This window comes from Duganella sp. Root1480D1 (assembly GCF_001427305.1).
Taxonomy (GTDB): domain Bacteria; phylum Pseudomonadota; class Gammaproteobacteria; order Burkholderiales; family Burkholderiaceae_D; genus Rugamonas.
The window spans coordinates 23,950-48,311 of sequence record NZ_LMFZ01000048.1; the positions used below are offsets into that span (position 1 = coordinate 23,950).

Annotated in this window: 24 protein-coding genes; 9 read left to right on the forward strand and 15 right to left on the reverse strand. The window is 62.8% G+C overall.

Annotated elements, in window-relative coordinates:
* Positions 1-25 precede the first annotated feature (25 nt).
* Genes ASD58_RS26535 through ASD58_RS26555 form a run of 5 tightly spaced genes read left to right on the forward strand, consistent with a single transcriptional unit; the run spans position 26 to position 3,808 of the window.
* Complete coding sequence (locus ASD58_RS26535) at positions 26-433, forward strand: hypothetical protein (protein ID WP_057264862.1); 408 nt, start codon at positions 26-28, stop codon at positions 431-433.
* Complete coding sequence (locus tag ASD58_RS26540; RefSeq protein ID WP_057264864.1) at positions 430-1,098, forward strand: C39 family peptidase; 669 nt, start codon at positions 430-432, stop codon at positions 1,096-1,098. Before ASD58_RS26535 ends, ASD58_RS26540 begins: the two co-directional genes overlap by 4 nt.
* A gap of 12 nt (positions 1,099-1,110) precedes the next feature.
* Positions 1,111-1,530, forward strand: a complete 420-nt coding sequence (locus tag ASD58_RS26545) for a hypothetical protein (protein ID WP_057264866.1) — start codon at positions 1,111-1,113, stop codon at positions 1,528-1,530.
* A gap of 10 nt (positions 1,531-1,540) precedes the next feature.
* Positions 1,541-2,821: an acetate kinase gene (locus ASD58_RS26550; RefSeq protein WP_057264867.1), complete on the forward strand. Its 1,281-nt coding sequence runs from the start codon at positions 1,541-1,543 to the stop codon at positions 2,819-2,821.
* A gap of 51 nt (positions 2,822-2,872) precedes the next feature.
* Positions 2,873-3,808 carry an MBL fold metallo-hydrolase gene (locus ASD58_RS26555; protein ID WP_057264869.1) on the forward strand — a complete coding sequence of 312 codons (936 nt, stop codon included), beginning with the start codon at positions 2,873-2,875 and terminating at the stop codon, positions 3,806-3,808.
* Between the two features lie 70 nt (positions 3,809-3,878).
* Here the strand turns inward: ASD58_RS26555 and ASD58_RS26560 are convergent, their stop codons facing one another.
* The 3 genes from ASD58_RS26560 to ASD58_RS26570 all read right to left on the reverse strand — a co-directional run bounded on the left by ASD58_RS26560 (position 3,879) and on the right by ASD58_RS26570 (position 5,679).
* Complete coding sequence (locus tag ASD58_RS26560; RefSeq protein WP_057264871.1) at positions 3,879-4,934, reverse strand: alkene reductase; 1,056 nt, start codon at positions 4,932-4,934, stop codon at positions 3,879-3,881.
* Positions 4,931-5,239, reverse strand: a complete 309-nt coding sequence (locus ASD58_RS26565; RefSeq protein WP_057264873.1) for a helix-turn-helix transcriptional regulator — start codon at positions 5,237-5,239, stop codon at positions 4,931-4,933. The genes ASD58_RS26560 and ASD58_RS26565 overlap by 4 nt, the downstream gene beginning before the upstream one ends.
* A gap of 80 nt (positions 5,240-5,319) precedes the next feature.
* Positions 5,320-5,679: a DUF1304 domain-containing protein gene (locus ASD58_RS26570; RefSeq protein WP_057264874.1), complete on the reverse strand. Its 360-nt coding sequence runs from the start codon at positions 5,677-5,679 to the stop codon at positions 5,320-5,322.
* A gap of 124 nt (positions 5,680-5,803) precedes the next feature.
* On the opposite strand from ASD58_RS26570, the gene sugE reads away from it, so the two are divergent.
* Positions 5,804-6,124, forward strand: coding sequence for a quaternary ammonium compound efflux SMR transporter SugE (gene sugE, locus ASD58_RS26575; RefSeq protein WP_057265372.1), 321 nt, complete (start codon positions 5,804-5,806; stop codon positions 6,122-6,124).
* Here sugE and ASD58_RS26580 read toward each other — a convergent pair.
* Complete coding sequence (locus ASD58_RS26580) at positions 6,121-6,927, reverse strand: ABC transporter substrate-binding protein (protein ID WP_082565706.1); 807 nt, start codon at positions 6,925-6,927, stop codon at positions 6,121-6,123. The two genes, sugE and ASD58_RS26580, sit on opposite strands and share 4 nt — an antisense overlap.
* 40 nt (positions 6,928-6,967) lie before the next feature.
* Positions 6,968-7,930 (reverse strand): succinylglutamate desuccinylase/aspartoacylase family protein, encoded by a 963-nt coding sequence (locus tag ASD58_RS26585; RefSeq protein WP_057264878.1) that lies wholly within the window; start codon positions 7,928-7,930, stop codon positions 6,968-6,970.
* Positions 7,931-7,986: 56 nt separating this feature from the next.
* Between ASD58_RS26585 and ASD58_RS26590 the strand changes: the two genes are divergently transcribed.
* Both ASD58_RS26590 and ASD58_RS26595 read left to right on the forward strand, forming a co-directional pair.
* Positions 7,987-9,141: an acyltransferase gene (locus tag ASD58_RS26590; RefSeq protein WP_057264880.1), complete on the forward strand. Its 1,155-nt coding sequence runs from the start codon at positions 7,987-7,989 to the stop codon at positions 9,139-9,141.
* Positions 9,104-9,802: a hypothetical protein gene (locus tag ASD58_RS26595; RefSeq protein WP_057264882.1), complete on the forward strand. Its 699-nt coding sequence runs from the start codon at positions 9,104-9,106 to the stop codon at positions 9,800-9,802. Before ASD58_RS26590 ends, ASD58_RS26595 begins: the two co-directional genes overlap by 38 nt.
* On the opposite strand, the gene ASD58_RS26600 is transcribed toward ASD58_RS26595, so the two are convergent.
* The 3 genes from ASD58_RS26600 to ASD58_RS26610 are packed head-to-tail and all read right to left on the reverse strand — an operon-like array spanning position 9,799 to position 11,776.
* Entirely contained in the window at positions 9,799-10,266 is a 468-nt protein-coding gene (locus tag ASD58_RS26600; protein ID WP_057265373.1) for a hypothetical protein, read from the reverse strand. The two genes, ASD58_RS26595 and ASD58_RS26600, sit on opposite strands and share 4 nt — an antisense overlap.
* A gap of 23 nt (positions 10,267-10,289) precedes the next feature.
* Positions 10,290-11,159 carry a pirin family protein gene (locus ASD58_RS26605; protein ID WP_057264884.1) on the reverse strand — a complete coding sequence of 290 codons (870 nt, stop codon included), beginning with the start codon at positions 11,157-11,159 and terminating at the stop codon, positions 10,290-10,292.
* Positions 11,160-11,176: 17 nt separating this feature from the next.
* Positions 11,177-11,776, reverse strand: coding sequence for an FMN-dependent NADH-azoreductase (locus ASD58_RS26610; RefSeq protein WP_057264886.1), 600 nt, complete (start codon positions 11,774-11,776; stop codon positions 11,177-11,179).
* A gap of 123 nt (positions 11,777-11,899) precedes the next feature.
* Here ASD58_RS26610 and ASD58_RS26615 point away from each other — a divergent pair, with 123 nt between their 5' ends.
* Positions 11,900-12,799, forward strand: a complete 900-nt coding sequence (locus ASD58_RS26615; RefSeq protein WP_057264888.1) for a LysR family transcriptional regulator — start codon at positions 11,900-11,902, stop codon at positions 12,797-12,799.
* Between the two features lie 7 nt (positions 12,800-12,806).
* Here ASD58_RS26615 and ASD58_RS26620 read toward each other — a convergent pair whose 3' ends face one another.
* From ASD58_RS26620 to ASD58_RS26650, 7 genes are all read right to left on the reverse strand, one after another.
* The gene (locus ASD58_RS26620) at positions 12,807-13,778 is read right to left on the reverse strand and encodes a hypothetical protein (protein ID WP_057264890.1); all 972 of its coding nucleotides are present in this window, start codon (positions 13,776-13,778) and stop codon (positions 12,807-12,809) included.
* Between the two features lie 9 nt (positions 13,779-13,787).
* Positions 13,788-15,053, reverse strand: coding sequence for a hypothetical protein (locus tag ASD58_RS26625; RefSeq protein ID WP_057264892.1), 1,266 nt, complete (start codon positions 15,051-15,053; stop codon positions 13,788-13,790).
* 13 nt (positions 15,054-15,066) lie between these two features.
* Entirely contained in the window at positions 15,067-15,585 is a 519-nt protein-coding gene (locus ASD58_RS26630; protein WP_200951724.1) for a hypothetical protein, read from the reverse strand.
* A gap of 48 nt (positions 15,586-15,633) precedes the next feature.
* Positions 15,634-20,286: an RHS repeat-associated core domain-containing protein gene (locus tag ASD58_RS26635; protein ID WP_057264894.1), complete on the reverse strand. Its 4,653-nt coding sequence runs from the start codon at positions 20,284-20,286 to the stop codon at positions 15,634-15,636.
* A gap of 48 nt (positions 20,287-20,334) precedes the next feature.
* Positions 20,335-22,167, reverse strand: coding sequence for a hypothetical protein (locus ASD58_RS26640; protein WP_057264896.1), 1,833 nt, complete (start codon positions 22,165-22,167; stop codon positions 20,335-20,337).
* Positions 22,168-22,189: 22 nt separating this feature from the next.
* Complete coding sequence (locus ASD58_RS26645; protein ID WP_057264898.1) at positions 22,190-23,395, reverse strand: hypothetical protein; 1,206 nt, start codon at positions 23,393-23,395, stop codon at positions 22,190-22,192.
* Positions 23,396-23,512: 117 nt separating this feature from the next.
* Positions 23,513-24,328, reverse strand: coding sequence for a hypothetical protein (locus tag ASD58_RS26650; protein WP_156401510.1), 816 nt, complete (start codon positions 24,326-24,328; stop codon positions 23,513-23,515).
* Positions 24,329-24,362 lie beyond the last annotated feature (34 nt).

Consider the following 24,362-nt stretch of genomic DNA (forward strand, 5'->3'; position numbering starts at 1 on the left):
CATCATGCGAAGCTTAGGCAGGCCAGTGCTAGTCCTGGCCCTGAGCGCCGCAGTGGCGCCGGGTCTGGCGGCAGCGTCCCCTTGGGTGGGCGCGCTGCCGCTTGGCCCGCTGTCTGCCGCGGCCGGCCCGCCCCCGCCCGAATCGCGGCCCGAATCGCGGCTCGCGCCCGTGGTTCCGCAGGTGGCAGGCAATGAGCGCCCCGCGCAGGATGAGCGCCTTGAACAGATGCGCGGCGGCAGCGATGCGCCGTGGAGCGATATGAAGCTGGCCGGCACCGTGGCTAACAACAGTGCGGTGAACGTCGTTACCGGTGCCAATATCGTAACTGACGGTGCGTTCAGCAACGCGTCGGGCATGCCGATGGTGATCCAGAACTCGGGCGCCAACGTGTTGATCCAGAATGCAACCATCGTCAACGTGCAGATCAAATGAGAGGCCTCATCAGCGTTCTGGCATTGCTGCCGGCATTTGCCGTGCAGGCCGCCGACTTTGCAGCCGGCGGCGCCAGTTTTATGGTGCCGGTGACCAGCCTGAAAGAGGCACGCTTCCGCACGACGGTGCGGCAGCAATACGATTTCAGTTGTGGCTCTGCGGCCTTGGCGACCTTGCTCAGCCACCACTACGACTTTCCGGTCACGGAACAGGAAATCTTCCGTGACATGTTCGTGCGCGGCGACCAGCCGCGCATCCGGCGCGAGGGCTTTTCCTTGCTGGACATGAAGCGCTATCTGGCCACGCGCGGCTTCACGGCGGACGGCTTCGAGCAGGCGCTGGACAAGCTGGCCCAGGCTGGATTGCCGGCGATCGTGCTAGTGGCCGATAACGGCTATCGCCACTTCGTGGTGATCAAGGGCGTGCAGGGCGAGCGGGTGCTGATCGGGGATCCGGCCGGCGGCACGCGCGCCTTGTCGCGCCAGGGCTTTGAAGCGATCTGGCAGAACCGCCTGCTGTTCGTGATCCATGGGCGGCCCGGCAAGCCGCACTTCAATGAAGCGGCGGACTGGCGCGTGGCGCCGCAGGCGCTGCTGTCGGAGGGCATTGTGCGCGACAGCCTGCGCGATGTGACACTGCCAAAGCTGGGCGCCAGTGATTTTTGAGAGGAGGTCGGCATGAAGCGAGGAATCGGCGCAGGTGCGTGCTGGTGGCTGGTGTTGGCGATGCCTGCCATGGCACAGGGCCCGCCTGAGGGCTGGGCTCCCGCGCCTGACGCGCAATTGGAACAAGCCCGTGGCGGTTTTGAGAACGCCAGCGGCTTGCTGGTAGCGCTGGGCGTCGAGCGCATGGTCGAAGTGAATGGCGTGGTGGTGGCGCGCAACCGCGTGGAGCTGGCCGACGTGGCGCGCTTGGCCAATTCGCCCGAGGCGGGTGCGGCCCTGGCGCCAATACTGGTGCAGAACAATGCGAACGGACAGTTGATCCGCAGCCTGACCACGATCGACCTGACGGTCAATGCGCTGTCGACCCTGAAAGGACTGAACCTGGAGGGCAACCTGCGCCAGGCATTAACCAACGTCATTGTGCCCCGCTAGGGAGGGAACGATGCTTGCAAAGAATTTCGCGGCCGGGATCATGCTCCTTGCGAGCCAGTCGGCGCTGGCCCAGGTGCCGACTGAACAGCGCAGCAATGCGGAACTGGCCGCCGAGCTGACCGAGTTGAAGCAGGCGCTGGCCGAACAGCGCGCCTTGCTGGAAGACTTGCGGCGCCAGGTGGCGGAGGAGCGGCTGGCTTCCGCGCGCGGCACCGGCGGTGCAGGTGCCGCGGCGGGCGCTGCGCAAAGCCAGCCGCAGCCCAACGTGCCGCCGCCGGGCGGTGCGCCGCAGCCGGCACTGGCCGTGGGACAGCCGCCGAAGCGCGACAGCAAACCGCCGGAAGTGGCGCCGATCTTTGAAAACCCTGGCGTGCTGACTGCGCGCGGCAAGTTGGTTCTTGAGCCCGCTTTCCAGTTCGGCTATTCCTCCAGCAACCGCGTTGCATTGGTGGGCTATACCATCATCCCCGCCTTGCTGATCGGCCTGATCGACGTGCGCGAAGTGAAGCGCAACACCAGCACAGCCACCCTGAGCGGGCGTTATGGCGTGAGCAACCGCACCGAACTCGAGTTGCGCCTGCCCTACATTTACCGCTCCGATTCCACCGTCAGCCGCGAAGTATTCACCGGCACGGCGGTCGAAAAAGTATTTGACGTCAGCGGCCATGCCGTGGGCGACGTCGAACTCTCGCTGCGCCACCAGCTCAATGATGGCGGCGCCGACAAGCCATACTATGTGGCGGGCCTGCGTTTCAAGACGCGCACCGGGCGCGACCCGTTTGACGTCGTGACGGACTGCGTGCGGCGCTGCATCGGCGAGAACGCGACCGGTACCGGCTTGCCGCTGGAACTGCCGACCGGTTCCGGCTTCTACGCCTTGCAGCCCAGCCTGACGTGGCTGTACCCGAGCGATCCGGCGGTCCTCTTCGGCAGCGTGAGCTACCTGCACAACTTCCAGCGCAAGAACCTGAGCCGTTTGGTGCTCGATGGCGAGCGCGAACCGCTCGGTACCGTGAAGCCGGGCGCGGTGATCGGTTTCAATTTCGGCGTTGGCCTGGCGCTGAATGAAAAAGCTTCCCTCAGCTTCGGTTACGACCATAGCTCGATCGCGCGCACGCGGCAGAATGGCGTTCCCGCACCGGGCTCGGTGCGCACGCAACTGGGCACCTTGCTGGTGGGGTTTTCCTACCGGCTGAACGCGAAACAGACGGTCAATGTTTCGGTGGGAGCCGGCTTGACGCGCGATACGCCGGACGTCTCCGTCATGCTGCGGGTACCGACGAGCATGTAGTTGCCGTTTACGCTAATCTAGCGTTTTGGCAACTAACAAGAGGGAGATCGCATGATCCTGAAAAAGCTCGCCGTACCGTTTGCAATCGCCGCCATTGCAGGCGCCGCACAAGCCGCAGCGCCGATGGCGAAAACCCAAGCTGGCTTCTACCGCATGAATGTGGGCGACTTCGAGGTGACCGTGCTGAACGACGGCACAATTGACCTGCCGATGGATCAGCTGCTGCACCAGAAGCCTGAGAAAACCAACAAGGCACTGGAGCATAATTTCCTGAAGACGCCGGTGGAAACCTCGGTCAACGCCTTCCTGGTCAACACTGGTTCGAAACTGGTGCTGATCGATACCGGCGCCGGCGGCCTGTTCGGCCCAACCCTGGGCAATATCCTGACCAGCCTGAAAGCGGCCGGCTACCAGCCAGAGCAGGTTGACGAGATCTACATCACCCACTTGCACGGCGACCACGTCGGCGGCCTGGGTGCGCAGGATAAGCCAGCCTTCCCGAACGCTGTGGTGCGCATGGACAAGCGTGATGCGGATTTCTTCCTGAGCAAAGCGAACCTGGATAAGGCCAGCGCTGAAGCGAAGGGCAATTTCCAGGGGCCGATCAGTGCGGTGTCCGGTTATGCAGGCAAGGTCAAGCCATTTGAAGGCAATACCGAACTGGTGCCAGGCGTGCGGTCGACTTCCAGCTATGGCCATACGCCGGGCCACACTACGTATGTGGTGGAGAGCAAAGGGCAGAAGCTGGTGCTGATTGGCGACTTGATGCACAACGCGGCGGTGCAATTCCCTGATCCGGGTGTGACGATCCAGTTTGACAGCGATTCGAAGGCAGCGTTGGCCCAGCGCAAGGCGGCGTTTGCGGAAGCCGCGAAGCAGGGCTATTGGATGGGGGCGGCGCACTTGCCGTTCCCGGGCGTGGGGCATTTGCGGGCGGAAGGGAAGGGGTATCGGTTCTTTCCTGTGAACTATTCTGCGAACCGTTAAACCGGTAAACCGGTAAACCGGTGTCTGACCCGCAGGGTCAGACACCTGGCCGTCCGGCTGGGATGCCGGTTTAGGCGAGCGCTGGATAGTCGGTATATCCTTCGGCCGACGGCGCATAGAACAACTCCGGTCGCTGCGCATTCAATGCCGCGCCAGTCTGCAGGCGGCGCGGCAGATCTGGATTGGCAATGAAGTCCTTGCCCCAGGCAATCGCATCCGCACGTCCTTCGGCCAAGGCCGCTTGCGCGCCCGCCACATCAAACTTCTCGTTGGCGATATAGACCCCGCCGAATTCGCGCTTCAGCAACGGGCCTAGCGAGTCATCGCCAACGGCTTCGCGGGCTGCGATGAAGGCAATGCCACGCTTGCCCAGTTCGCGCGCTACATAGCCGAAGGTTTCCGCGGGCGCCGAATCGCCCATGTCGTGCGCATCGCGGCGCGGCGCCAGGTGCATGCCAACGCGATCGGCACCCCAGACGCCAATCACGGCATCGGTCACTTCCAGCATCAGGCGGGCACGGTTTTCAATGCTGCCGCCGTATTGGTCATTGCGCTGGTTGGTCGAATCCTGCAGGAACTGGTCGAGCAGGTAGCCATTGGCGCCGTGGATTTCCACGCCATCGAAGCCCGCTTTCCTGGCGTTTTCGGCGCCCTTGCGATAAGCCTCGACCACGCCGGCGATTTCGGCGGTATCCAGTGCGCGCGGCACCGCGTATGGGCGTGGAGGGCGCAGCAGGCTGACATTGCCCTTGGCTGCAATTGCGCTTGGCGCCACCGGAGCCTGGCCGTCCAGCAGGCTAGGGTCGGAAATACGGCCCACGTGCCACAGTTGCAGCACGATCTTGCCGCCCTTGGCGTGCACCGCTTCGGTAACCAGCTTCCAGCCTTCAACCTGTTCGTCGGACCAGATGCCAGGGGTATTTTCATAGCCCACGCCCTCAGGAGTAACGGAAGTCGCTTCGCTGATGATCAGGCCAGCGGTGGCGCGCTGCGCGTAGTACTCGGCCATCAAGGCATTCGGCACGCGCTTGCCGCCAACGGCGCGCGAACGGGTGAGGGGCGCCATGATGACGCGGTTTTTCAGGGTCAGGGCGCCGATGGTGATGGAGTCGAACAGGGTGCTCATAAGGTATTCCTCTCATGCTCAATAAATTGCAGGATGACCTCCTCATTGCGCTTGAAGAAATTCCACTGGCCGATCCGCTGCACCGTTACCAGTCCCGCTTTTTGCAGGATGGTGAGGTGGCCGGAGACGGTCGATTGCGACAAGCCGGTCTGCTTGTCGATCATGCCGGCGCAGACGCCCAGGGACAGCGGCGCGACCTGTTCGCTGAACCAGGCGTCCGGCTCTTTCAGCCAGGACAGGATCTGGCGCCGGACCGGATTGGCCAGGGCCTTGTGGATTGCATCAATGTCAATTGAGTTGGTCATATTTCGGTGTTTCACGATAAGTATATCGGAAAATACCGATACATATATCGGAGCATGGCGATGAAATTCAAGACTTGTTTTTATGCTAAGTGGTAAAGCACCAGCGCTACGACGGCCGGCACGGTCTGCACGAAGATGATGCGCTTGCTCACGGTCAGGCCGCCCCAGATGCCGGCGACGGCAATGCACAGCAGGCCATAAGTAATGAAGGCGGAACGCACCGCCGGTTCACCATGTAACAAGCCGACAGCCAATGCCGCCACCAGGAAGCCGTTATAGCAGCCCTGGTTCGACATGGCCGGCTTGACGATGGCCGCCTTTTCCGCAGACAGTCCGAACACGCGGCGGCCGCGGGTATCGAAGAAGACGGTTTCCAGCAGGACGATATAAACGTGGATCAGCAGGACGATGGCGACGGCGATCTGCGCGAACAGCAGCATTGGGGAGCTCCCTGAAAGTTATGGACCCCAATGATATACTGTCGGCCTTCTCCTGCGGGGACGACCTCGCCGCAAGACCAGGGAGCCAGGCGGGGACGACCCCGTCATGACTTGGGAGAGCATCATGCATTGGATCGTCCTGTTACTCGCTGGCCTGCTGGAAGTAGTGTGGGCTGTCGGACTCAAATACACCGAAGGTTTCACCAAACTGCTGCCAAGCGCCGTCACGCTGGCCGCCATGGCCGGCAGCGTCATCCTGCTTGGGCTGGCGCTGCGCGCACTGCCGCTGGGAACCGCTTACGCCATCTGGACCGGCATCGGTACCGTGGGCACTGTCATCTGGGGCATCATGATGCTGAACGAGCCGGCCAGCGTGGCGCGCCTGGTGTGCATCGCCATGATCGTGCTTGGCATCGCCGGCCTGAAAATCCTCTCGCCGCACTAATCGCTGCGCGGGCCGACGCCCGATTCGCCCGACCAGCGTGCGTAGATACGCGCCAGTTCGCCGCTATCGCTCAGCTTCCGGACCGCAGCGGCCAGCAACGGCGCTGCCTGCGGCGGCGCCTTCTTGCTCACCCACAGGAACATCGAGTCTTCTTGCAGGATGGCGGGCACCAGCTTGACCTTGCCTTGCAGTTTTTGTTCGCGGATCAGCCAGTGCAGGGTCAACTCGTTCATATAGAAATAGCGCCCATGGCCGGCCAGGATTTTCCGCAGGTTGGTGACGTTGCTGCCGGTGCTGTCATCGACTGTAATGCCGCGTGCGCGCAACTGGTCGATATAGGCGGCGCCGCGGGAGGTTGTGACAAGGGCGTTGAGGCGAGCCAGGTCGTCCAGCGAATTGATTTCAGCGGTATCGTCGGCGGCCGCCGCCAGGCGTTGGCGCGAGATGTACAAAGGCTGGGGAATGGCGATGGCAATATGGCGGCGCAATGGCGTCGAAACCAGGGCGCAGGCAATATCGGCGTTGCCAAGGCGTAGATTCTGTTCGATTACCAGCGCCGAGCGGATGTCGTCCAGGCCCGTGAAGCGAATCCGCGGTTCGATGCGGGAGATGGCTGCAAGAATGTCGGGGCAGACCCCAGTGGATGCGCTGCCGTCTTGCTGGATCCATTTCGGCGGAAGGCTTTCCTGGCCGGTGACGCGCAATACAAGGTCGGCGGCACCCGCCATAAACGGCAGTGCCGCAAGCAGCAACGCGCTCGCTGCGCGCATCGGGTCAAGCGCGGCAAGTGGGAATATTTTCATATTGTTTACCCCCTTACCGCGATTTTAGAACTAATGGCTATCAGACGAAAGAGTCACTCACTTTGGCGAGGTAGAACCATTCGGCATTCGGTTTTGCATTGACGTCGGGGAACAACATATAAGCGTCGAACGGCGCCAGCACGGCACTGCCATCGGCGCGGCGGCCGATCTCGTCGCCGACCGACAGTCGGTCGAAGCTGGACCAGGTGCGGCTGAAAGCATCGGCGGGATCCAGTTTGTCGTGCACTTCGATCATCGACAGGTATTCCATGTCTTCCAGCGCGATTGGCTGCGGCTTGGGCGCGTCGATCAGGCCGAAATGGGCCAGTACGTTCATGATGGCGCGGTAGGCCACGTCAGGCGCATTCGGGTCGAAGTGCTGGCCGCATTCCAGGGTCAGGGCCATGCCGCCGGTGCTGCGCATGTATTCGGTAGTGCCGACGCCATATTTCAGGACGGTCTGCACTTCGCTGTGGTTGCGCAGGCGGCGCTGTACGCCGGCGCCATAGGTGGCCATCCAGCCGTCGACGAAGCGCTTGACGCCGAGGATGCGCGCCATGGCGCGTTCTTCCGCTTCGTGCTTGAAGGGTTGCAAGGTGCCGTCGTTATTGCGCGGACCCACCATGACGAAAGGCTGGCTCTGGGCGTTGAAGGAATGCAGGTCCAGCAGGATTTCATGCTGGCCGAGCAGGGGGCACAGCCAGTTGGCGATGTGGTCCTCGAAGTCTTGCGGGGTGTCGGTTGGGAACAGGTTGCGGTTCAGGTTACGATCGCCGGAGCGCTCGCCTTTCTGGTATGCCAGCGGATTGGTGATCGGCACGAAGGTCACGCTGCCATTCAGGATGTGCAGCTCGCCTTTGTCCAGTTGCTCCATGACGCGCAGGATGCCTTTGGTGCCGCAGGTTTCGTTGCCGTGCACGGCGCCAGTGATGATCAGGCGGCGGCCCTTGGCCTGGCCGGTGTAATTGACAGATTTGAAATGCATTTTGCTGGCGTCGGTCATGCTGTTCCCTGGTGGCGAATAAGTGGCCAATATTCTAGCGCAGGTACAATGCGCGCATGAATCGATCTTCCCGCGTCCATGGCCTGGATACTTTGCGCGCGCTGGCCATCATGCTGGTGTTTGCCAACCATTACATGTCCTTCGTCAGCCACCAACCGACCTTTGGCTGGTTCAGCGAAATCGGCTGGGCCGGCGTGGATTTGTTCTTTGCGCTTTCCGGTTACCTGATTGGTAACCAGGTGTTTTCCGCCTTGCGCGGGCCTGGCCTATCGCTGCCGAATTTTTATGCGCGCCGCTTGCTGCGGACCGTGCCGGCTTACCTGGCGGTGCTGGCTCTGTATGCGTACTGGCCGTATTGGGCGGGCAATTCGCCGCATGCGCCGTGGTGGAAGTACCTGACCTTCACCCTGAATATCAATCTCAAGCCGGGGACCCTGTTCTCGCACGCATGGTCGCTGTGCGTGGAGGAGCAGTTCTACCTGCTGTTGCCGCCGATCGCGCTGGCCATCGCTGCGGTCACACGGGCGGGATCCTCCCGCGCCCTTGCGCTGGCGCTGGGATGGGCGGCGCTGGTTTCCGCTATCGCGGCGGGGATGTGGCTGCGCGATGGCTGGTGGCAGCCGGCCATGGATCTTGGCGAGCGCGGAAGCCGCAGTTACTACACCCTTATCTACTACTCCACGCTGTCGCGCTTCGACGAATTGCTGGCAGGCGTCGCCCTGGCCATGCTGCGCAACTTCCATCCAACGCTATGGCAGCGCCTGACCCGGCATGGGAACTGGATGCTGGCTGCCGGTTCGGCATTGACGGCTCTGGCTTTCTGGCTGTTCCTCGAACACCACTTTAGCTGGGGCATGTCGGTCTTCGGCTACCCATTGCTGGGCGTAGCCTTTGCCACCTTGCTGCTGGCCGCCCTCAGCGAAGGCTCGCTGCTGCACCGCACCCGCATTCCCGGCATGGGCGCGATTGCCCTCTGGTCTTATTCGATCTACCTGACGCACAAGCAGCTATGCGTCCTGCTGGCCGACCATTGGGAGCCGGTCGACCTGGACTCGATCGCCATCATGATCGCGGCCAGCATTTTTGCCGGATGGCTGCTATATTTTGCGGTCGAAGCGCCGTTCATGAGCCTCCGCGAGCGCTTCATTCCGAACAACCTCAAACGGAGATCGAATGAAGCAACTGTTGGCAGCGTCCCTGTTACTCCTTAGCGCGCAAGCATTCGCACAGCCCGCCGCCGGACCTTTCGCGCGGATGGTCGTGATCCAGCCGAAGCCAGGCCAAAGCACAGCCTTCGAGCAAGGCTACCAGCGCCACCTCGAGTGGCACAAGGGCGCCAACGATCGCTGGACCTGGCATGGCTGGTCTTTCGTGCTGGGCGAGCGGCTTGGCATGTTCATGGATGGCACGTTCGGTCATGCGGCAGCCAACTTCGACGCCGCAGTGCAGCCGACAGGCGATGCGGCCGATAACGCAGCGAATGTCGTGCCCCATGCCGACTTCCTGAGTCACGGCGTGTTCCGCCGGCTGGATGCGGCCAGCGTTGGGCAGCCGCTGCCGGATGCGTCGCCGTTCCTGGCGATGGCGACGTACACCGTCGCACCCGGCGAGGAGACGGCTTTCGAACGCCAATTGGCGGCGGGAGCCACAGCGCCTGCCAACACCGGCCGCGCGGCGCCCCGGTTCACCTGGTATCGCTTGCAGATCGGTGGCGCCGGCGGCCAGTATGTGCTGATGCGCGCCGTGCCGAGTTTTGGCGCAGCGTCGGACTTGCCGGAAGTATTGCCGCCGGGGGCGAGGGCGCTGGTACGTGGCGTGCGCACCGAACTGCTGCGCTACCGCGCCGATATGAGCTACATCCCCAAGGACTAGCTGCGCATCTCAATGATGTTGTCGTTCCGGGCGTCGGTCAGGAAGGCAAACAGCGCACGCACGCGGGCCGGAGCCTCGTAGCCGTCGGTGGCTTCGATGGCGCGGCGCAGCCCCGCGGCCGCTTCGGCAGTATGCGGGCTATCATATGCGCGGATCAGCAAGGCGGCCAGTTGCGCCGCTTCGCGCTCGTGGTTCTGGCGCAGGCGCCGTTCGATCACGTCGATCACGACGCGTTGCATGCGTGGCGTGGGGTTTTCGATATGGGCAAACACCAGCGGCGTATTGGCGATCGCTTCGCAGATGCGGCGCTCGATGTCGTCGGCCTTGGTATCGGAGGGAATGTCGAAATACGCGCCCGCCCACCGGGTACGTGCGTACTGGTGGCCGGGCGGGAAGGCGTCGGCGGTGTCGAAGCCGAGCGCGTGGCTCAGCTTCTTCACCCAATCAATGATGATGGAGCTCATGGCGGCCATTGTACCGCCACTGCTTAGGCAGCGTGCGCTTCCTCGCCCAGGCGGCCGGCACGGAAGTCTTCGACGGCCTGGAAAATCTCGGCCTGCGAATTCATCACGAATGGGCCGTACTGCACGATCGGCTCATTCAGCGGCTTGCCCGACAACAGGATGAAGCGGCTGTCAGGACCAGCCTTGATGGTCACGCCATCGGCGCCCGCATTGTTGGCCAGGATCGCCATGCTCTGTGCAGGCACCGCCTTGCCATCCACCGTCACCTCACCACGATAGGTGTAGATGAAGGCGTTATGGCCCGCGCGGATCGCCTGGCTGAATGCTTCTCCAGCAGGCAGTTCCACGTCGAGATACAGCGGTTCCGTCACCTCGCGTTGCACTGCGCCTGCCACGCCCTGGCTTTCGCCGGCGATGATACGAACGGTTACACCGTTTGCGGTCTTCACCACCGGGATTTCACCGGCCTGGAAATCCTTGTACCAAGGCTGCTGCATCTTGTCCCTGGCAGGCAAGTTAAGCCACAACTGGAAGCCCTCCATCAAGCCTTCCGCCTGTTCCGGCATTTCGGAGTGGATCACGCCACGGCCGGCCGTCATCCACTGCACGCCACCGCTGGCCAGCAGGCCTTCATTGCCGGCGCTGTCGCGGTGCCGCATGCGGCCGGTCAGCATATAAGTGACCGTTTCAAAGCCGCGGTGTGGGTGGTCGGGGAAGCCTGCGATGTAATCGTTGGCTTGCTCCGAGCCGAAATTGTCCAGCATCAGGAACGGGTCGAGGCGACGCTGCAGTGGTTGGGTCAACACGCGATTGATCTTCACGCCAGCGCCATCCATCACGGCCTGGCCGCGGATAATCCGTTCCACTGTGCGGGTTTGTGCAATGTTGTCCATGTCTTCTTTCCTTTTAATTAAGCCAGCAGTTCTTCAACGCGTGCATCGGCAGCAGCCTTCTGCTGCGCGGCCACTTCCGGACCATAGCCCTGGCCTTCGATGAACACGTATTCCACGTCGGTCAGGCCAATGAAAGCCAGGAACATCTTCAGGTGCGGGAACTGGGTATCGGTTGGCGCATCCTTGTGCATGCCGCCGCGCGAGGTGGCGACATAGACTTTTTTCCCCTGCAGCAGGCCGAGCGGACCGTTTTCGGTGTACTTGAAGGTGACACCGGCGCGGGCAATCGCGTCGAACCAGGATTTCAGTTGCACGGTGATGCCGAAGTTGTACATCGGCGCGCCCAGCACGATCACGTCGGCCGCCTGCACCTGGGCGATCAGGGCGTCATCCAGGGCCACGCGGGCAGCTTGTTCAGCGCTGCGCTGGTTGGCTGGGGTGAACAGGGCCTGCAGTGCAGCTTCGTCCAGCACCGGGTGCGGGTTGGCAGCCAGGTCGCGTACTTCGACGGTGGCGCCCGGGTTAGCCGCCAGCAGCTTGTTCACGATATTGCTTGCCACGCGGGTGGATTCGGAGCCGGAGCTTTTTGCGCTGGAGTTGATTTGCAGGATGTTCATGGTGTGCTTCCTTTCAGTATTCGGTTAGTTGCTGCGATGGAGTAACTATAGCGGTTCCATATTTGATGCAGAAGACGTTAAAATGGATAACATTGTTCCATTGGTGGAACAAGGAGCCGAAAGATGACCGAACTCGACCCCAGCGACTTGCTGTTGTTCGCCCGTATCGTGGAATTTGGCAGCCTGAGCCAGGTTTCCGAGCGCCTGCAGTTGCCAAAATCGACAGTTTCCCGCCGCCTGACCCAGCTCGAGGCCAGGCTGGGCGAGCGACTGTTGACTCGTACCACCCGTAAACTGGTGCTGACGGAGTTTGGCGCCAGCTTGCTCGAACACGCGCGCCGGGTAGCGGAGGAGACCGAGGCTGCCGGGGCGCTGGCCCAGCACCGCCAACAGGCGCCCAGCGGCTTGCTGCGGGTGTCGATGCCGGCCGATTTTGCCAACGTCTACCTGGCGGCGATCCTGCCGGCGTTCATGGCCAGGTACCCGGGTATCAAACTTGAGCTGGACCTGTCGCCGCGGCGGGTCGACCTGGTGGCGGAGAATTTCGATATTGCGATCCGCATGGGGGCCTTGCCCGACGACGCCACGCTGGCGGCGCGCAAGGTGCTGATATCGAGTTGGGGGCTGTACGCCGCGTCGTCCTACACCGTGGTGCATGGCCTGCCCGAGCATCCGGACGACTTGTTCAAGCACGAACTCTTAAGCTTGCGGCCGATGCCGAATGGACTGGTGCGCTGGACGCTCACGCGTGGCAAGACGACCTGGGAGCGCGACCTGCCAGTGCGCTTGATGGCAAATTCGCCGGAGCTGCTGACGCGCATGGCCGCTACCGGCATGGGCATCGCTACCTGCACCACGCAGTTCGCGGCGCCACTGGTCGCGCGCGGTGAACTGGTGCGCGTGCTGCCCGACTGGTGCTTTCCTCAAGTCACCGGCTGGGCGGTCTTTCCTGGCCGCCGACTGATGCCGGCCAAGACGCGCGCTTTCCTGGACATGCTGGAATCCAATTTCGCCGATCAATAGTCCTCAACTATGCGGCGGAGAACTTGAAGTGTTGCCGGTGCGGCGTCGGGCCGCGCCAGATGAAACTCTCCATATAGTAATGGGCGAGCGTCAGGCCGGTGACCAGCCAGCCGATCGCGGCGACACGGTTGGCGCAATAGGTCAACCCGGCGGCGAGGCCGATGGCAAACGCCAGGTTCAGCAACCACACGGGAAGGAAGGGAATGGCGCGGTACAGCACATTCCAGCGCCGCGTGGCGTTGCGTGCCGCGTCGTGTCCAATGTAGACCACGAAACCGGAAACGTCGTGCAGGATGCGCACGAGCATGAGCCCGGCCAGCGCGTAAGGGGTGTGGAAGATCAGCAGCAGGGCGGTCGCAAACAACAGCACATTCATGACGAAGATGATCGCTCCCGCGCTGCTGTGGCGCGAACGCCAGACCAGCAAGCCGCCGCTGGCAAGCATCAGCATGAGCATCGGCCATGCCAGGTGGCCTGCCAATGCGGTCAGCACGGAAAATTGCGCGGTCCCTTCAAATTCGTTGGCCGCATAAGTCTGGAACGTTGCCAGCACCCCCAAGCCGATCGTGCTCCATTTGCAGACGGCAAAGGCTAGCGTCGGGCGCATGCGGGCGACGGCCAGCGACATGCCATATTGTTGTGCGACGATGTGATGCTGGGTGAGGATGAGGACGACGACCAGCAACAGCGACGCCGGCACGCCAGCGCTAACCAGGGCAAGCGGCAAGAACAAAATGCACAGTAGCCTGGCTGCCCGCTGCCGGTAGGCCGCCAGATATTCGGCATCGCACATGGTCTGGAAGCTGGACACGATGTGCGGCAAGCCGAAGAAGAAGGCCCATAGAGGAAACTGCTCGGGAATCCGGTGCGCAGGCGTTGCGGGCAGGAGGAGCAGGAATATGGCTGCCATCGGCAGCAAGGGAAGCAGCAGGGCGTATGGCATGCTAAACAGGCGCCCGGCGGGAATGGATGCGTTCATATGGCCCCCTCAGCGGTTTTTTGCGGTCAACAGGGCCACGCCTGCCAGCCTGGCGAGGGCGGCGCGCGAGCGGTCCTGGGAAGTTTCGGCCGATGTTCCGCTGGACGGCCATTGATTGGTGGCCGACACCATCAGCCCGGCGCCGCCGGCCAGCAAGCCGCGGTGCGGCCACAGCAGGAAGTCTTCGTAGCACATGGAGAAGGCGACGTTCAGTCCGTGCAGTGCAACCAGGTCGCTGCCGAAGATATTGGTCTCGGCGCCTTCTTCCAGGCCGAACTTCCAGTCCCCGACCGGCATTGGCACCATGGAAGACACGACCACGCCGCCGCCGTCCCTGGCCGTACCATAGCCGATCAGGGCATTGTGGAAACTGGTGCGTGCCGGGTTCCAGCTTTCTTCGCCGACCAGGACGGTGGCGCCGCGTTGCCTGGCAGCCTCGGACACGCGCTGCCACAGGGCCTGCTGCGAACGCCGGCTTGAGCCCGATATCGACTCCGGGAAGATGACAACCTTCGCGCCGCCAGCCAATTCGCGCATGGCGATGTCGGCCAGCATGTCGCGCCGCGCAGCCATGTCGTCGGACCACAGCTCCGGGCTCTTGCCGAGGTTAAGGGAAACCGCTTGCCAGCCCGCTGGCGGGACGGGCTCGCGGTAGCTGGCATTGGCCCCGGCGGACAGCGCCAGGAGGCAGGCGATCGCCATGTGGATGCGCCGCGTGTTCCATTGGCTGGCCACCAGCAGCGCCGCCAGCAGCGCAGTGAGCAGCAGCCCGGCCCATTGCCAGCCGGGATAAAGCAGGCCTGCCACCATCAAGGGCGAGCCCCAATGAAACAGCCCGACCGGCGGGATGGTGACCATGACCATCGCGACCAGTACCATTGCGGCACGGCGCGCTGCGCCTGCTGCCGGCGGGGCCAGCGCGAGCGCCCAGGGCAGGGACAGCAAGGCGGTATGCCCGGCCCACAGCGACAGGCTCGCGCCTGGCGGCAGGGACGGGAAAAAATAGCTGATGATGCCTGGCACGGCGCGCGTTGCCGTTCCATAGTAGGCAAAGGCGATGCAGAAGGCCGCGCCGCGCCGCCTGGCGCGGAACACCAGCACCGGCAGCAGGAGCAGCAAAGCCAGCGACGCCAGGCTTTGCTGGCCGGTCCATGCCACCATTCCCGTGCCTGCCGCGAGCAGGCACAGAATCGGCAGGGACAGGGCGGCACGCTCCCAGGGAAGCGCGCCGCCGGCGCCCTGGACGATCACTTCGCCGGATGGAATCCGCTCCATGATCGCCTGTGCCTCACTGGCCTTGCGGCTGGAAGATGATGTACAGCGGACCCTGCGTGCCGTGGTCCCAGTTCCAGGAGGTGGCGTTGCACAGCGTGCCGCTGCCGCATACCACGGTGTCCTTGGACGGGTTTTCCAGGTTGATGCTGTTGCGGGTGCCTGAGCCGCTCCAGCCGGACTGGGTGGCGCCGCTGAAGGCTGTATTGCTGATCGAGTAGCTCAGCGGCCAGTTCGACGAGTCGGTGGCGCAGGTGTCGCCCTTGGTGGAGCTGGCCTTGGCTTCGACGTAGCCTACCGGAGCACAAGTCACGCCGGCCGAGTTGACGGTAAAGCTGGTGCTGTTGCCTTTGTCGTTCATGCAGTGGGTGCCGGCACCGCCGGCCGTGACCGACACCGTCATCGCTTGCGCCGGCTTGGTCGGCAGGCTGATACAGGCGTTGACGTTGGCGCCGGCGCCAGCGTAAGCCGACCCTGCAAACATGGCGCTGCCAGCCAGGACCATTGCGCCGCCCATCGTTTTCATCGCTTTCATGATGTTTCCCCTTTCTTGGTGGTTGAAGACTGCGGAAATAACTGGAAATCAAAGAAGCAACAACGCCAGCAAGCCGAAGGCCGCATCACCCGCCGCCGCTGCCACCCCGGTTGCCGCGGCGGCCGTTGCGACGGCAGCATCGGCCGCCATGGTGGTCGCCGCTGTCACTGCGGCAAGCGTGGCCTCGGTTGCTGTCGCTGCCACGCCGGCGGCGGTAGTGGCGCCGACGTAGGCCAGGGCATCGCCGGCTACCGCACCGACATAACCCAGCGCCTCGGCGGCTGCCGTACCTGCATAGCCCAGGGCCTCGCCGGCCGCCGTGCCAACGTAGCCGCCGATCGCGCCGCCCAAGGACCCGCCAATCAAAGCGCCCGTGGTGCCTGCCAGCGCGGAGCCTGCATAGGCGCCCAGGCCGGTTCCCAGCGTGACGCCGATGGCGGTGCTGATGCCGGCGTCGGTGGCCACGCCCAGCAAGACGGTGGAGGCGCCCGCTACCGCGCCGGCAATCAGGCCGGTCGAGCCGACACCGGCACCCAGCGCCAGGGCGCCTGCCCCGGCCAGCACACCGGCGCCAATGGAAGCGACGGCGCTCACACCGCCGACGGCTGCTGTCACTGCCGCGCCATAGGTGATCGCCAGGTAGGCGCCGACACCGACCAGGGCCGCGCCCGCACCCGCGCCAACCCCGATTGCAGCCCACTCCAGCGCGTCATTGCCGGTCGGGTCGATATTGTTGATCGGGTCGCCGTTGCCGAAGCCATAGCGGTTGTCGAGGCGGGCGTTGTCGCGCGAAATGAAGCGCATGGTGCTGGCGTCGTAGTAGCGGGCCCGCAAGTACACCAGCTTGTTGTCGGGATCCGTGTATTCCTGGTTCCAGGCGAAGTTGTTGCTGGCGTCCAGGCCCAGGTTGACATCGGTTTCCTCGCCATAGGCCTGGTAGCTGGCGCTGCCCACCAGCTTGCCGGCCGCCATGCCCAGAACGGTGTCCTGGCGCTGGTTGGTGCCGTAATAGAAGGGCGCGCTGCCTTGCTTGTAGGCGGCAAACCGTTTCGAACCCACCAGCAGGAACTGGGTGGCGCTGCCGTTCTGGTAGCTGTTGACCATCTGCTGCGTGCTGTCGTAGTACATCTGGACGGTCGAAGACTGGGAAGCGCGCGTGGCCAGCAGCTCATTCGGGAAGTAACTGTAGCGCGTATTGCTGGCACCTTCGACGTTCAACAGCTTGCCGCGCAGGTCGTAGCGATAGCCATTGCCGTCGCCATCGACCACCAGCCGGCCGTTGGTATCGAAGGTCTGCGACTGCGCCTTGCCGCTGCCGACGGTATAGGACAGCAGCTGGTCGATGCTGTTGTAGGTGTACACCGTGGCCACCCCGTTCGAGGTTTTCTTCAGAACGTTGCCGTTGCCGTCGTACTGGTAAGTGTCGGCGCTGGTCACCGCGCCGCTGCTGTTCTTGACGGTATCGGCGGTGAGCTGGCTGAAGGCATCGTAAGTCCAGCTGCGCTGCTGGTTCAGGCTCACGTCGCTGCTCAGCGCCGAAGCCAGGGTGCTCGACACCATCTGGTTCAGCGCATTCAGCACGCAGTTTTCGTTGAGCAGGACCTGGCCGGCGGCCGATACTTTCTGGGTGGCGTTCTTGCGGTCATGCGCGTCGTATTGGTAAGTCTCGGTGTAGTTGTTGGCCAGGGTCACGCTTTGCGGGGCGCCGATCACGGTGTTCTTGCTGGTGTCGCTGTAATAGCCGTAGCTCAGCGTATCCTGGCCGTTCTTGACGGTGGCCAGCTGGTTTTGCTGCGTGTAGCTGTAGCTGGTGGTGGCGCCGCTGACGTCGGTCTGGGCGATCTTGCGGCTGTACTGGTCCAGCGTATAGGCCAGCGTCTTGCCGTCCGGGTAGCTGATCGAGGTGAGCACGCCATCCAGCGTATAGGCATTGGCCACGGCACCCGTGTTGTCGCTGGTCGACAGCAGGCGTCCATCCTTGTCATAAGCGTAGGCGATGGCGCAAGGCATGCCGCCCTCGGTCCAGGACTCCTTTGCTTTCTGGCCGTCAGCCGTGTACTGGTAGCTGATGACGCTGCCGTCGAACAAGGTCTTGGCGGTCACCTGGCCGTCGCCGTTGTAGGCATAGGCCTCCGACTGGTCCATATTGTTGGTGAGCCTGGTCATCTGGCCCAAGGCATCGTACTGGCACACGTCGCTGGCGACGCTGTAGTTGCGCTGGTCGGGATAGCTGACGCTGTTGCTGTGGCTGATCTCTTTCTTGTTCAGGTCGTAGGTGGTCTGCGTCAGGCGGGTGGAACCGTCCGGCGCGCTGAACTTGGCGCTGGCCTGCTGGCCTTCCGCATCGTACTGGTAGGCGTTGGCGAAAAGCTGCGTCTCCACGGCGCCGGCCAACTGACTGACTTGCGCCGTCTGCAGGTAGCCGAAACCGCCATAGCTGGAAGTGCGGCGCAGCGTGTACTGCGAGCCCTGGTCCGGGTTCTTGGTGTTCGGGTATTTCTCTTCCAGGATGGTATTGCCGCAATTATCCGAGACCGCTTTCTTCTGCGGTACGCCATTCAGGCTGGTCATGGCGGCGTTGGCGGCAAAGTCATAGGCCACGGTAGTCTGGTTCCGTTGCGGGTCAACCGAACTGGTGGGCTTGCCCAGGGAATTGAAGGCGGCAGTCGTCACATTGCCGAACACGTCGGTTTCTGCCACGACATTGCCGAGAATGTCATAGCGCTTGGTCGACAAGGGGCGCAGCGCGCCGGGATTTCCCGGCGTGCCATTGTCGTAACTGGCCGTTTCGCGTCCCAGGCAGTCGTAGACCGACTTGGTCTGGTAGCCCAGTGGCGTGGTCTTCAGCGTGCTGTTCTCGCCGTCCACCGTGGCGATCTTGTAGGCGTAGCTGGTCTGCAGGCCGGACGGCGTCACTGCGCTGATCAGGCGTCCAAGCCTGTCGTAGCTGTAGCTTGTCGTTGCGCCGGAAGGCTGGATGTCGGCCAGCTTTTTCCCGACCATGGTGCTGACCGTGTGCTTGCTGACAAAACCAAGGGCATCGGTAATCGTTGTGGTGACGGCAAAGTTGGCTGCGTCGAAGGCATAGGCGTACTGGGTCGTGCTTTGCTGTACCCCAGGGGCGTTCTTCCTGACCCATTGCAGCGTTTCGGATACTTCACGGCCAAAGGTGTCATACGCCATGTTCCGCGCTTTCCAGTCGTTCCAGGTGCTGCCGCCGTCGTTACTGTAGCTGACGGTGGCCGAGGCAACGGCCAGCCGGTTTGCCGTCAGCGAGTTGACGGTCTTGATCACCTGGTTGGTGATGCAGTCCTGCATGGTAGTGGTATTCGCCAGGCTGAAGATGGTCATGCCCGACGCAGTGTAGTAGGACGCCGACTGCTGCGTGTCCATGGAATAGGCTTCGCTGGCCGGCTTGTACGAACTCGACTGGATCGACGTGGTATTGCCGAAGTAGTCATACTGGTAGGCGCACTTGTTCTGCGGTACGCCGTTCGCGGAAGGGCTGGCAAAGAACAACTGCTCGGTCTGCTTCGGGCTCAGGTAGTTCGGTTGCTGGCTGTGCTTGTCCGGGGTCAGGTCATAGACCGAGTTCAGTTGCAGGAAGCCTTGCTGGTTGCCGCTGGCGTCGATGATGTAGGTGTTTTGCTGGACCGGCACGTGCGAGAAGCTGTACAGCGTATCGGTCAGTGCCAGGATATTGCTGGCGGCGTCCATGCTGCGCACTTCGACATTGTATTGGTACAGGGTGTTGTTACTGTCGAGCAGGCCGTCGGAAGTGCTGGACAGTGCATAGCCGGCCTGGTAGCCGGTGAAGGTATTGCCGCCGCTATTAGTGCCATAGGCATACTGGTAGTGCGACAGCAGATTGTTACCCTGGTCCATGTAGTACAGGTCGGAGATGGCGGGGATCGAATAGCTCCCGTTATTCGTATCGAGGAACTGGATGCTGGTGTAGCTGAAATTGGTGGTCTTGCCAGACGGGTAGGCGATCGAGCTGATGACGTTGAAGTCGCCTTGCGCGACTGTCGTGAAGCTGGTGACATGGCCGAGCGGGTCGACCAGGCTGCTGATCCCGCTGCTGGTGTAATTCAGTGTGGTGGTGCCGCCATCCGGGCAGGTAATGATGATCTGGTTCGGGTTGTAGCCAAAGCTGGTCTGCTGGCCGAAGCTGTCGGTGATGGTGTCCAGCAGGTTGTTGCTGGTGTATGCGTAATAGATGAAATTGCCGTAGCGGTCGGCCCGCATCAGCAGCTTGCCGGTGCTGTCGAAATAGTGGCAGGAGCCGTCGGTGCCGGAGAACGAGAACTGGTAGCTGGCGCCGGACTGTCCATAAGGCAGGGGCTGGCCGGAAATATTGTTGGTGAAGGCGAAGCCGTGATTGTTCTCGTACTTGAGGCCGGAAGCATAGCCGGTGGCGTCGGTCCAGTTGGGATCGATGATATAGCGCATGCCGTTGACTTCCAGCGCTTCGCCCGGGGTCAGGAAGGGGATGCCGAAACTCCAGTTGTCCGGCAAGCCGAGCCGGCCCGGCGTTCCCATCGAGTAGGAGAGCTGGATCGACAGGCCAATGCCATCAAGCTTGCCGACTTGGGTGACCAGCGGGATGTTGAGCATCAGCGATCCCGAGTTGGGGATCACGTTTTCAAATGCATTGGAAATCCGGTTGAACGCCTGTGAACCTTCAAAAGAGCTGCTCATGTTATTTCTCCAGTGTGGTAAGTGGGTGGCGTTGGCAGGGTGTGTGCATCAGCCGCTGAATCCATGTGGGCTGGAATATTTCCAGAGCGGTTTCCAGTAGCTTTCGATCAATGCGTTGACGGCGTCCGGTCCCTCGACCAGGTAATTGAATTCGGAGAGTGAACCAGGGTAGAGATTGTCCGAGCCGATGACATAGGCCTGGTCGTCGATGATCATCAGCTTGGAGTGGTTGCCTGGCGCCGATGGCACTTTCCTGAAGACCGAGCCGCTGGCCTTGATGAGGGACATGGCAGCACTGCCGATCACGCCTTCCCTGGGCGGCTTTTCCGATAGCGGCGGCTGCTTCAGGGTAGCGGTGTAGCCCTCGGGCGACAGGTCGGGCCACTTATACGTGAGGCCTTCGCCGGTACTGGACGCCGGTACCTGGTCGGTAAAGTAGAACGGGGCGACGCAAAGGCGCTTGAGCGCCTCGGCCCGCTTGCCATCGCTGTCGCCGAGCGGGGCATCGGTGGCGGCGTCATGGGTCATGTAGTACTTGATCAATTCGAAGGTACGGATGGCACCCGAGCCGAAGGAGTATTGGTCGCCCTCGGCGCCAGCGCCGGCGTCCAGCGGTGAGACGACGACGTCGACAGTGAGTTTGGGGTTGGCCAGCAACGCTTCCATCAGCCATTGGCAGACCACATGATCGGACCAGTTCTTTTTCCATGCGCTGACCAGGTCCATCTGCGACATGCAGATTTTTTCTTTGGCCTGCTTGATCAGGGTTTCCTTCATTACTTCAGAGCCCTTCTGGTAATCGCTTTCCTTGGGGCCGCTCCAGTATTTGCCGACGGACAGCATGCGGCTGGCGAGCTGGTACTCGTCAAAGCCGTCGTACCTGGTGTACACCACGCGCAGCGGGAAGACCTCGACCGCCAGGTCGCTCAATGTCTGCAGGTCGTCCGAGCGCGTGTCGCGCGTGCCGGCAGCAGGTGGTGTTGAGGCTGTTTCATCTGCGCCAGGCTGGACGCCGGAGCGGTGCAAGGCAATCAGCGCGGCCTGCCGTTGCTGCAGGTAGGCGGCGGCAGTCGCTTCGCGCAGCGGGTCGGCTGGCTTGCTGCGGTCCTTGTCGCCGTTTTTCCAGGACAGGCTGGCGGTATCCAGGTATTCCTTGGTCAGCAGGTCGGTACCGCAATCCCACATCCGGTCCAGGAACAGTTGCGAACCATAGGCCGCCGCGCCATGCACCACGCACGACAGGTCATGCACCGGCGGATAGCTGCGGAACAGGTCCATGTTCAGATTGTGCCCGCCCACCAAGGCTTCGCAGCCATCGACGGCGATGATCTTGGAGTGGTTCCAGGTCATCTTGGTATCGTCGGTGGAGATGATGCTGTCGCTGAACAGCTTTTGCGTCAGCGCCGACAGCACGCCTTCCTGCAGGCGGTAGAAGCGGCCCATCCAGATTTCCGGCATGCGTTCCCAGGAGGCCGAGCGCAGCCGCACCAGGCGCACCAGGGCTGCCTTGAAGTCGGTGTAATTGGCCGGTTCCATGAACGGCGACACCGGCGTCTGCCCGAACAGGAAGCGGAACTGGGTCGGTGCGCTGCGATCCATCGGCGTGCTGAGGGCGGTGTCGATGGCGCCAAGGATGGCGCGCACCCAGGCCGGGTCGGGGCTGTTCAGGGAAGACAGGTCGCAGCGGTAGCGCGCCTTTTGCATGACCTCGACGACTGCCCGCTCGAATTCCGCCTGGCGCACCAGGGCCTGCGGCATGATCTCTTTGCCGAACTGCATGCCCCAGACGTGGGGCGTGTCGAGGATCCTCAGGTAGTTAGGCCCGCCGAGCTGGCTGAAGTAGCTGCCAAGGTTCTGCTGCACATTGTCGATCTGGCTCATGGTTGCGTCTCCCTTGTGAGGTCTACAGGAACGTCCACGCCACGCGGCCGGTTTCGTTGCGCTCGCTGGTGACGGGATAGGCCAGCCGGTAAGGCGGATCGCCCACCACGTTGTCCATGTAATAGCTGTTGAAGGGGTTGCGGCCCGAGATCGACGAAATCCGGCGTACATAAGGGCGATAAGGCAGGCTGCTGGTGCGGGTGGCGCCGCCGCCCATGGCATCGAACTGCGCCGGGTCGGTGTGGATGCTGCGGCGCAGCTCGGGCAGGCTCTCGCTGACGGCCGAATGGACCGGGAAACTGATGCCCCACTGGGTCAGGTAGGCCCGCGCCAGCTTGTATACCAGCTTGGGGACCGGCGCGACGAAGCCGCTCACGTCCTCGGGCTGGTAGCCGCTGTTGGAGGTGCTGTTGCCGGCAACCGTGCTGTGCCGGCCGCGGCAGGCAAACAGCGCGTAGCCCTGCGGCTGCAGCGCATCGCCCGCCTGCAGCGGGTCGGCCTGCTGGTAATGGTCGGCGAGGGTGTCCCAGGTGCCGCCGAGCTCGATCGTCTCCTTGCCATCGGACAGGCCCAGCATTTTCCGGTTCGGACGCGGAATCACGGCCATGAACGGCTTGTCGCCCGGCTGGATTCCCATGTCCCAGCTATAGATGCCGACGTAGTTGCGCACATTGGGCGCCAGCTGGGTCAGGATGCCATACCACTCGCCGGTGCCCGGCACGGGGTCGATGGCAAAGATATTGATGGTGATGTCGCGCGAGCCGTAGGCATAGATGAACCATGCCGCCATGATGGCTTCCACCGCGCCGCGGCTGTGCCCGACCAGGTTGATATTGCGCGCGCCGCTGGCCAGCGCCAGGTTGGCAGTGTGCAGTGCCAGCGCGGCAGCAGCCCAGCCGATGACGGAGGAGGGCAGCGAGCGCTGGTCGCCGCCCGAGTATTTCCTGGCGTAGTCGAGCAGGGCTTGCGGTGCGTCCAGCGGGCCTTTCAGCATGAGAGGTTCGCTGCTGTCGCGTGGCTCGGCCCAGTCGTTTTCCCCCACGCCGCGCACCGTGATGCTGGGCTGGACTGCCTCCAGCGTGCCGGACAGCTCCAGGTGGATGCGCACCGGGATGTAGCCGGTTTGCGGACAGTAGATGCGGCGGTCGCTTTTGTCACGCGAGCGCTCGCCTTCGTCGCGGGTGCAGGCGGTGCCGGAGAGGCAGATGGTGAAGCTTGTATCAGGCATGTTCAGCTCCGTGGAAAAAGATCGTCAGGGCGGGTTAGTCGAATGTACTGCCCGCTTTCGGCCCTGGTAAGTATCGTGACCGTTACAGCGCACGTATCGATACGTAACAGGCGCCGATCAGGACGCGAAGAACTCCTTTAGTGCGCTGCAGATGGTGCAGGCCAGGTCTTCCTGCATGGCGATGCCGGGCGAGCCATGGCGGTCCAGTTGTTCGGACCAGACGATGGCGCCGGACTGGGTGCTGGTCAGGCGTACCGCGGCACGCACCAGTTGCTCATCGATGCGCACGCTGCCTTCCAGCCGGTAATCGGCGCCGTCCGGTTCGCCCTGCGCGATGTGGAACAGCACGTGGTCGCCGAAGGCACGGAACAGGTGGTGGCTCAGTTCTTCGCTCAGGCCTTGCGCGAACGGCATGCCGGCGGCTGGTGCGCTGGCGTTGCGTAGCTCATGGACCGCCAGCATGTAGCTGGCATGCTGCTCCTGCGAATCGCCGCTGCGGCGGCGGATCACCGGCATGTAGCTGCGGATCGGGATGGAGATTACGATGCCGTCCTGGCGGCCCGGCCCTGCATAGTAGGCCCGCAGCTTTTCGCGCAAACGGCCGACCTGGACTCGCACAATGGGATCTTCTCCAGTACTGTAGCAAGCAGGGTCACGGTCGAAGACTTCGATGCCGATGCCGTACTCGGTGGTGTCGCGTTCGGCCCCGGCCTGCCAACGTTCGACCAGAAAGCGCAGCAGTCTGCTTAAACGCGGTGCTTTGCGGAACATATCGTTGTTCAATATCCAGCCAAGACTGGCCTGGATCGTCGTACTGTCCGGCGGCACCGGCGTGTCGGCCGGGCAAGCCAAGGGAAAGTGCGGCAAGGCTCTGGCGAGCTGCAAGTTAGTATTGATGATGCGCTCCATGAGGTCGGTTGAACTGTTCCTCACTCTAGTGCGCAAGCAGCGTGCGGGTTCTTCCCTT

Coding starts and splice junctions, on each gene's coding strand:
- ASD58_RS26600 (WP_057265373.1), bottom strand. CDS start 10,266: ATGAGCTCCATCATCATTGATTGGGTGAAGAAGCTGAGCCACGCGCTC.
- ASD58_RS26630 (WP_200951724.1), bottom strand. CDS start 15,585: ATGAAAGCGATGAAAACGATGGGCGGCGCAATGGTCCTGGCTGGCAGC.
- ASD58_RS26560 (WP_057264871.1), bottom strand. CDS start 4,934: ATGAGCACCCTGTTCGACTCCATCACCATCGGCGCCCTGACCCTGAAA.
- ASD58_RS26555 (WP_057264869.1), top strand. CDS start 2,873: ATGATCCTGAAAAAGCTCGCCGTACCGTTTGCAATCGCCGCCATTGCA.
- ASD58_RS26595 (WP_057264882.1), top strand. CDS start 9,104: ATGAAGCAACTGTTGGCAGCGTCCCTGTTACTCCTTAGCGCGCAAGCA.
- ASD58_RS26570 (WP_057264874.1), bottom strand. CDS start 5,679: ATGCTGCTGTTCGCGCAGATCGCCGTCGCCATCGTCCTGCTGATCCAC.
- ASD58_RS26550 (WP_057264867.1), top strand. CDS start 1,541: ATGCTTGCAAAGAATTTCGCGGCCGGGATCATGCTCCTTGCGAGCCAG.
- ASD58_RS26615 (WP_057264888.1), top strand. CDS start 11,900: ATGACCGAACTCGACCCCAGCGACTTGCTGTTGTTCGCCCGTATCGTG.
- ASD58_RS26635 (WP_057264894.1), bottom strand. CDS start 20,286: ATGAGCAGCTCTTTTGAAGGTTCACAGGCGTTCAACCGGATTTCCAAT.
- ASD58_RS26645 (WP_057264898.1), bottom strand. CDS start 23,395: ATGCCTGATACAAGCTTCACCATCTGCCTCTCCGGCACCGCCTGCACC.
- ASD58_RS26605 (WP_057264884.1), bottom strand. CDS start 11,159: ATGGACAACATTGCACAAACCCGCACAGTGGAACGGATTATCCGCGGC.
- ASD58_RS26610 (WP_057264886.1), bottom strand. CDS start 11,776: ATGAACATCCTGCAAATCAACTCCAGCGCAAAAAGCTCCGGCTCCGAA.
- ASD58_RS26540 (WP_057264864.1), top strand. CDS start 430: ATGAGAGGCCTCATCAGCGTTCTGGCATTGCTGCCGGCATTTGCCGTG.
- ASD58_RS26640 (WP_057264896.1), bottom strand. CDS start 22,167: ATGAGCCAGATCGACAATGTGCAGCAGAACCTTGGCAGCTACTTCAGC.
- ASD58_RS26580 (WP_082565706.1), bottom strand. CDS start 6,927: ATGAAAATATTCCCACTTGCCGCGCTTGACCCGATGCGCGCAGCGAGC.
- ASD58_RS26590 (WP_057264880.1), top strand. CDS start 7,987: ATGAATCGATCTTCCCGCGTCCATGGCCTGGATACTTTGCGCGCGCTG.
- sugE (WP_057265372.1), top strand. CDS start 5,804: ATGCATTGGATCGTCCTGTTACTCGCTGGCCTGCTGGAAGTAGTGTGG.
- ASD58_RS26625 (WP_057264892.1), bottom strand. CDS start 15,053: ATGGAGCGGATTCCATCCGGCGAAGTGATCGTCCAGGGCGCCGGCGGC.
- ASD58_RS26565 (WP_057264873.1), bottom strand. CDS start 5,239: ATGACCAACTCAATTGACATTGATGCAATCCACAAGGCCCTGGCCAAT.
- ASD58_RS26545 (WP_057264866.1), top strand. CDS start 1,111: ATGAAGCGAGGAATCGGCGCAGGTGCGTGCTGGTGGCTGGTGTTGGCG.
- ASD58_RS26620 (WP_057264890.1), bottom strand. CDS start 13,778: ATGAACGCATCCATTCCCGCCGGGCGCCTGTTTAGCATGCCATACGCC.
- ASD58_RS26585 (WP_057264878.1), bottom strand. CDS start 7,930: ATGACCGACGCCAGCAAAATGCATTTCAAATCTGTCAATTACACCGGC.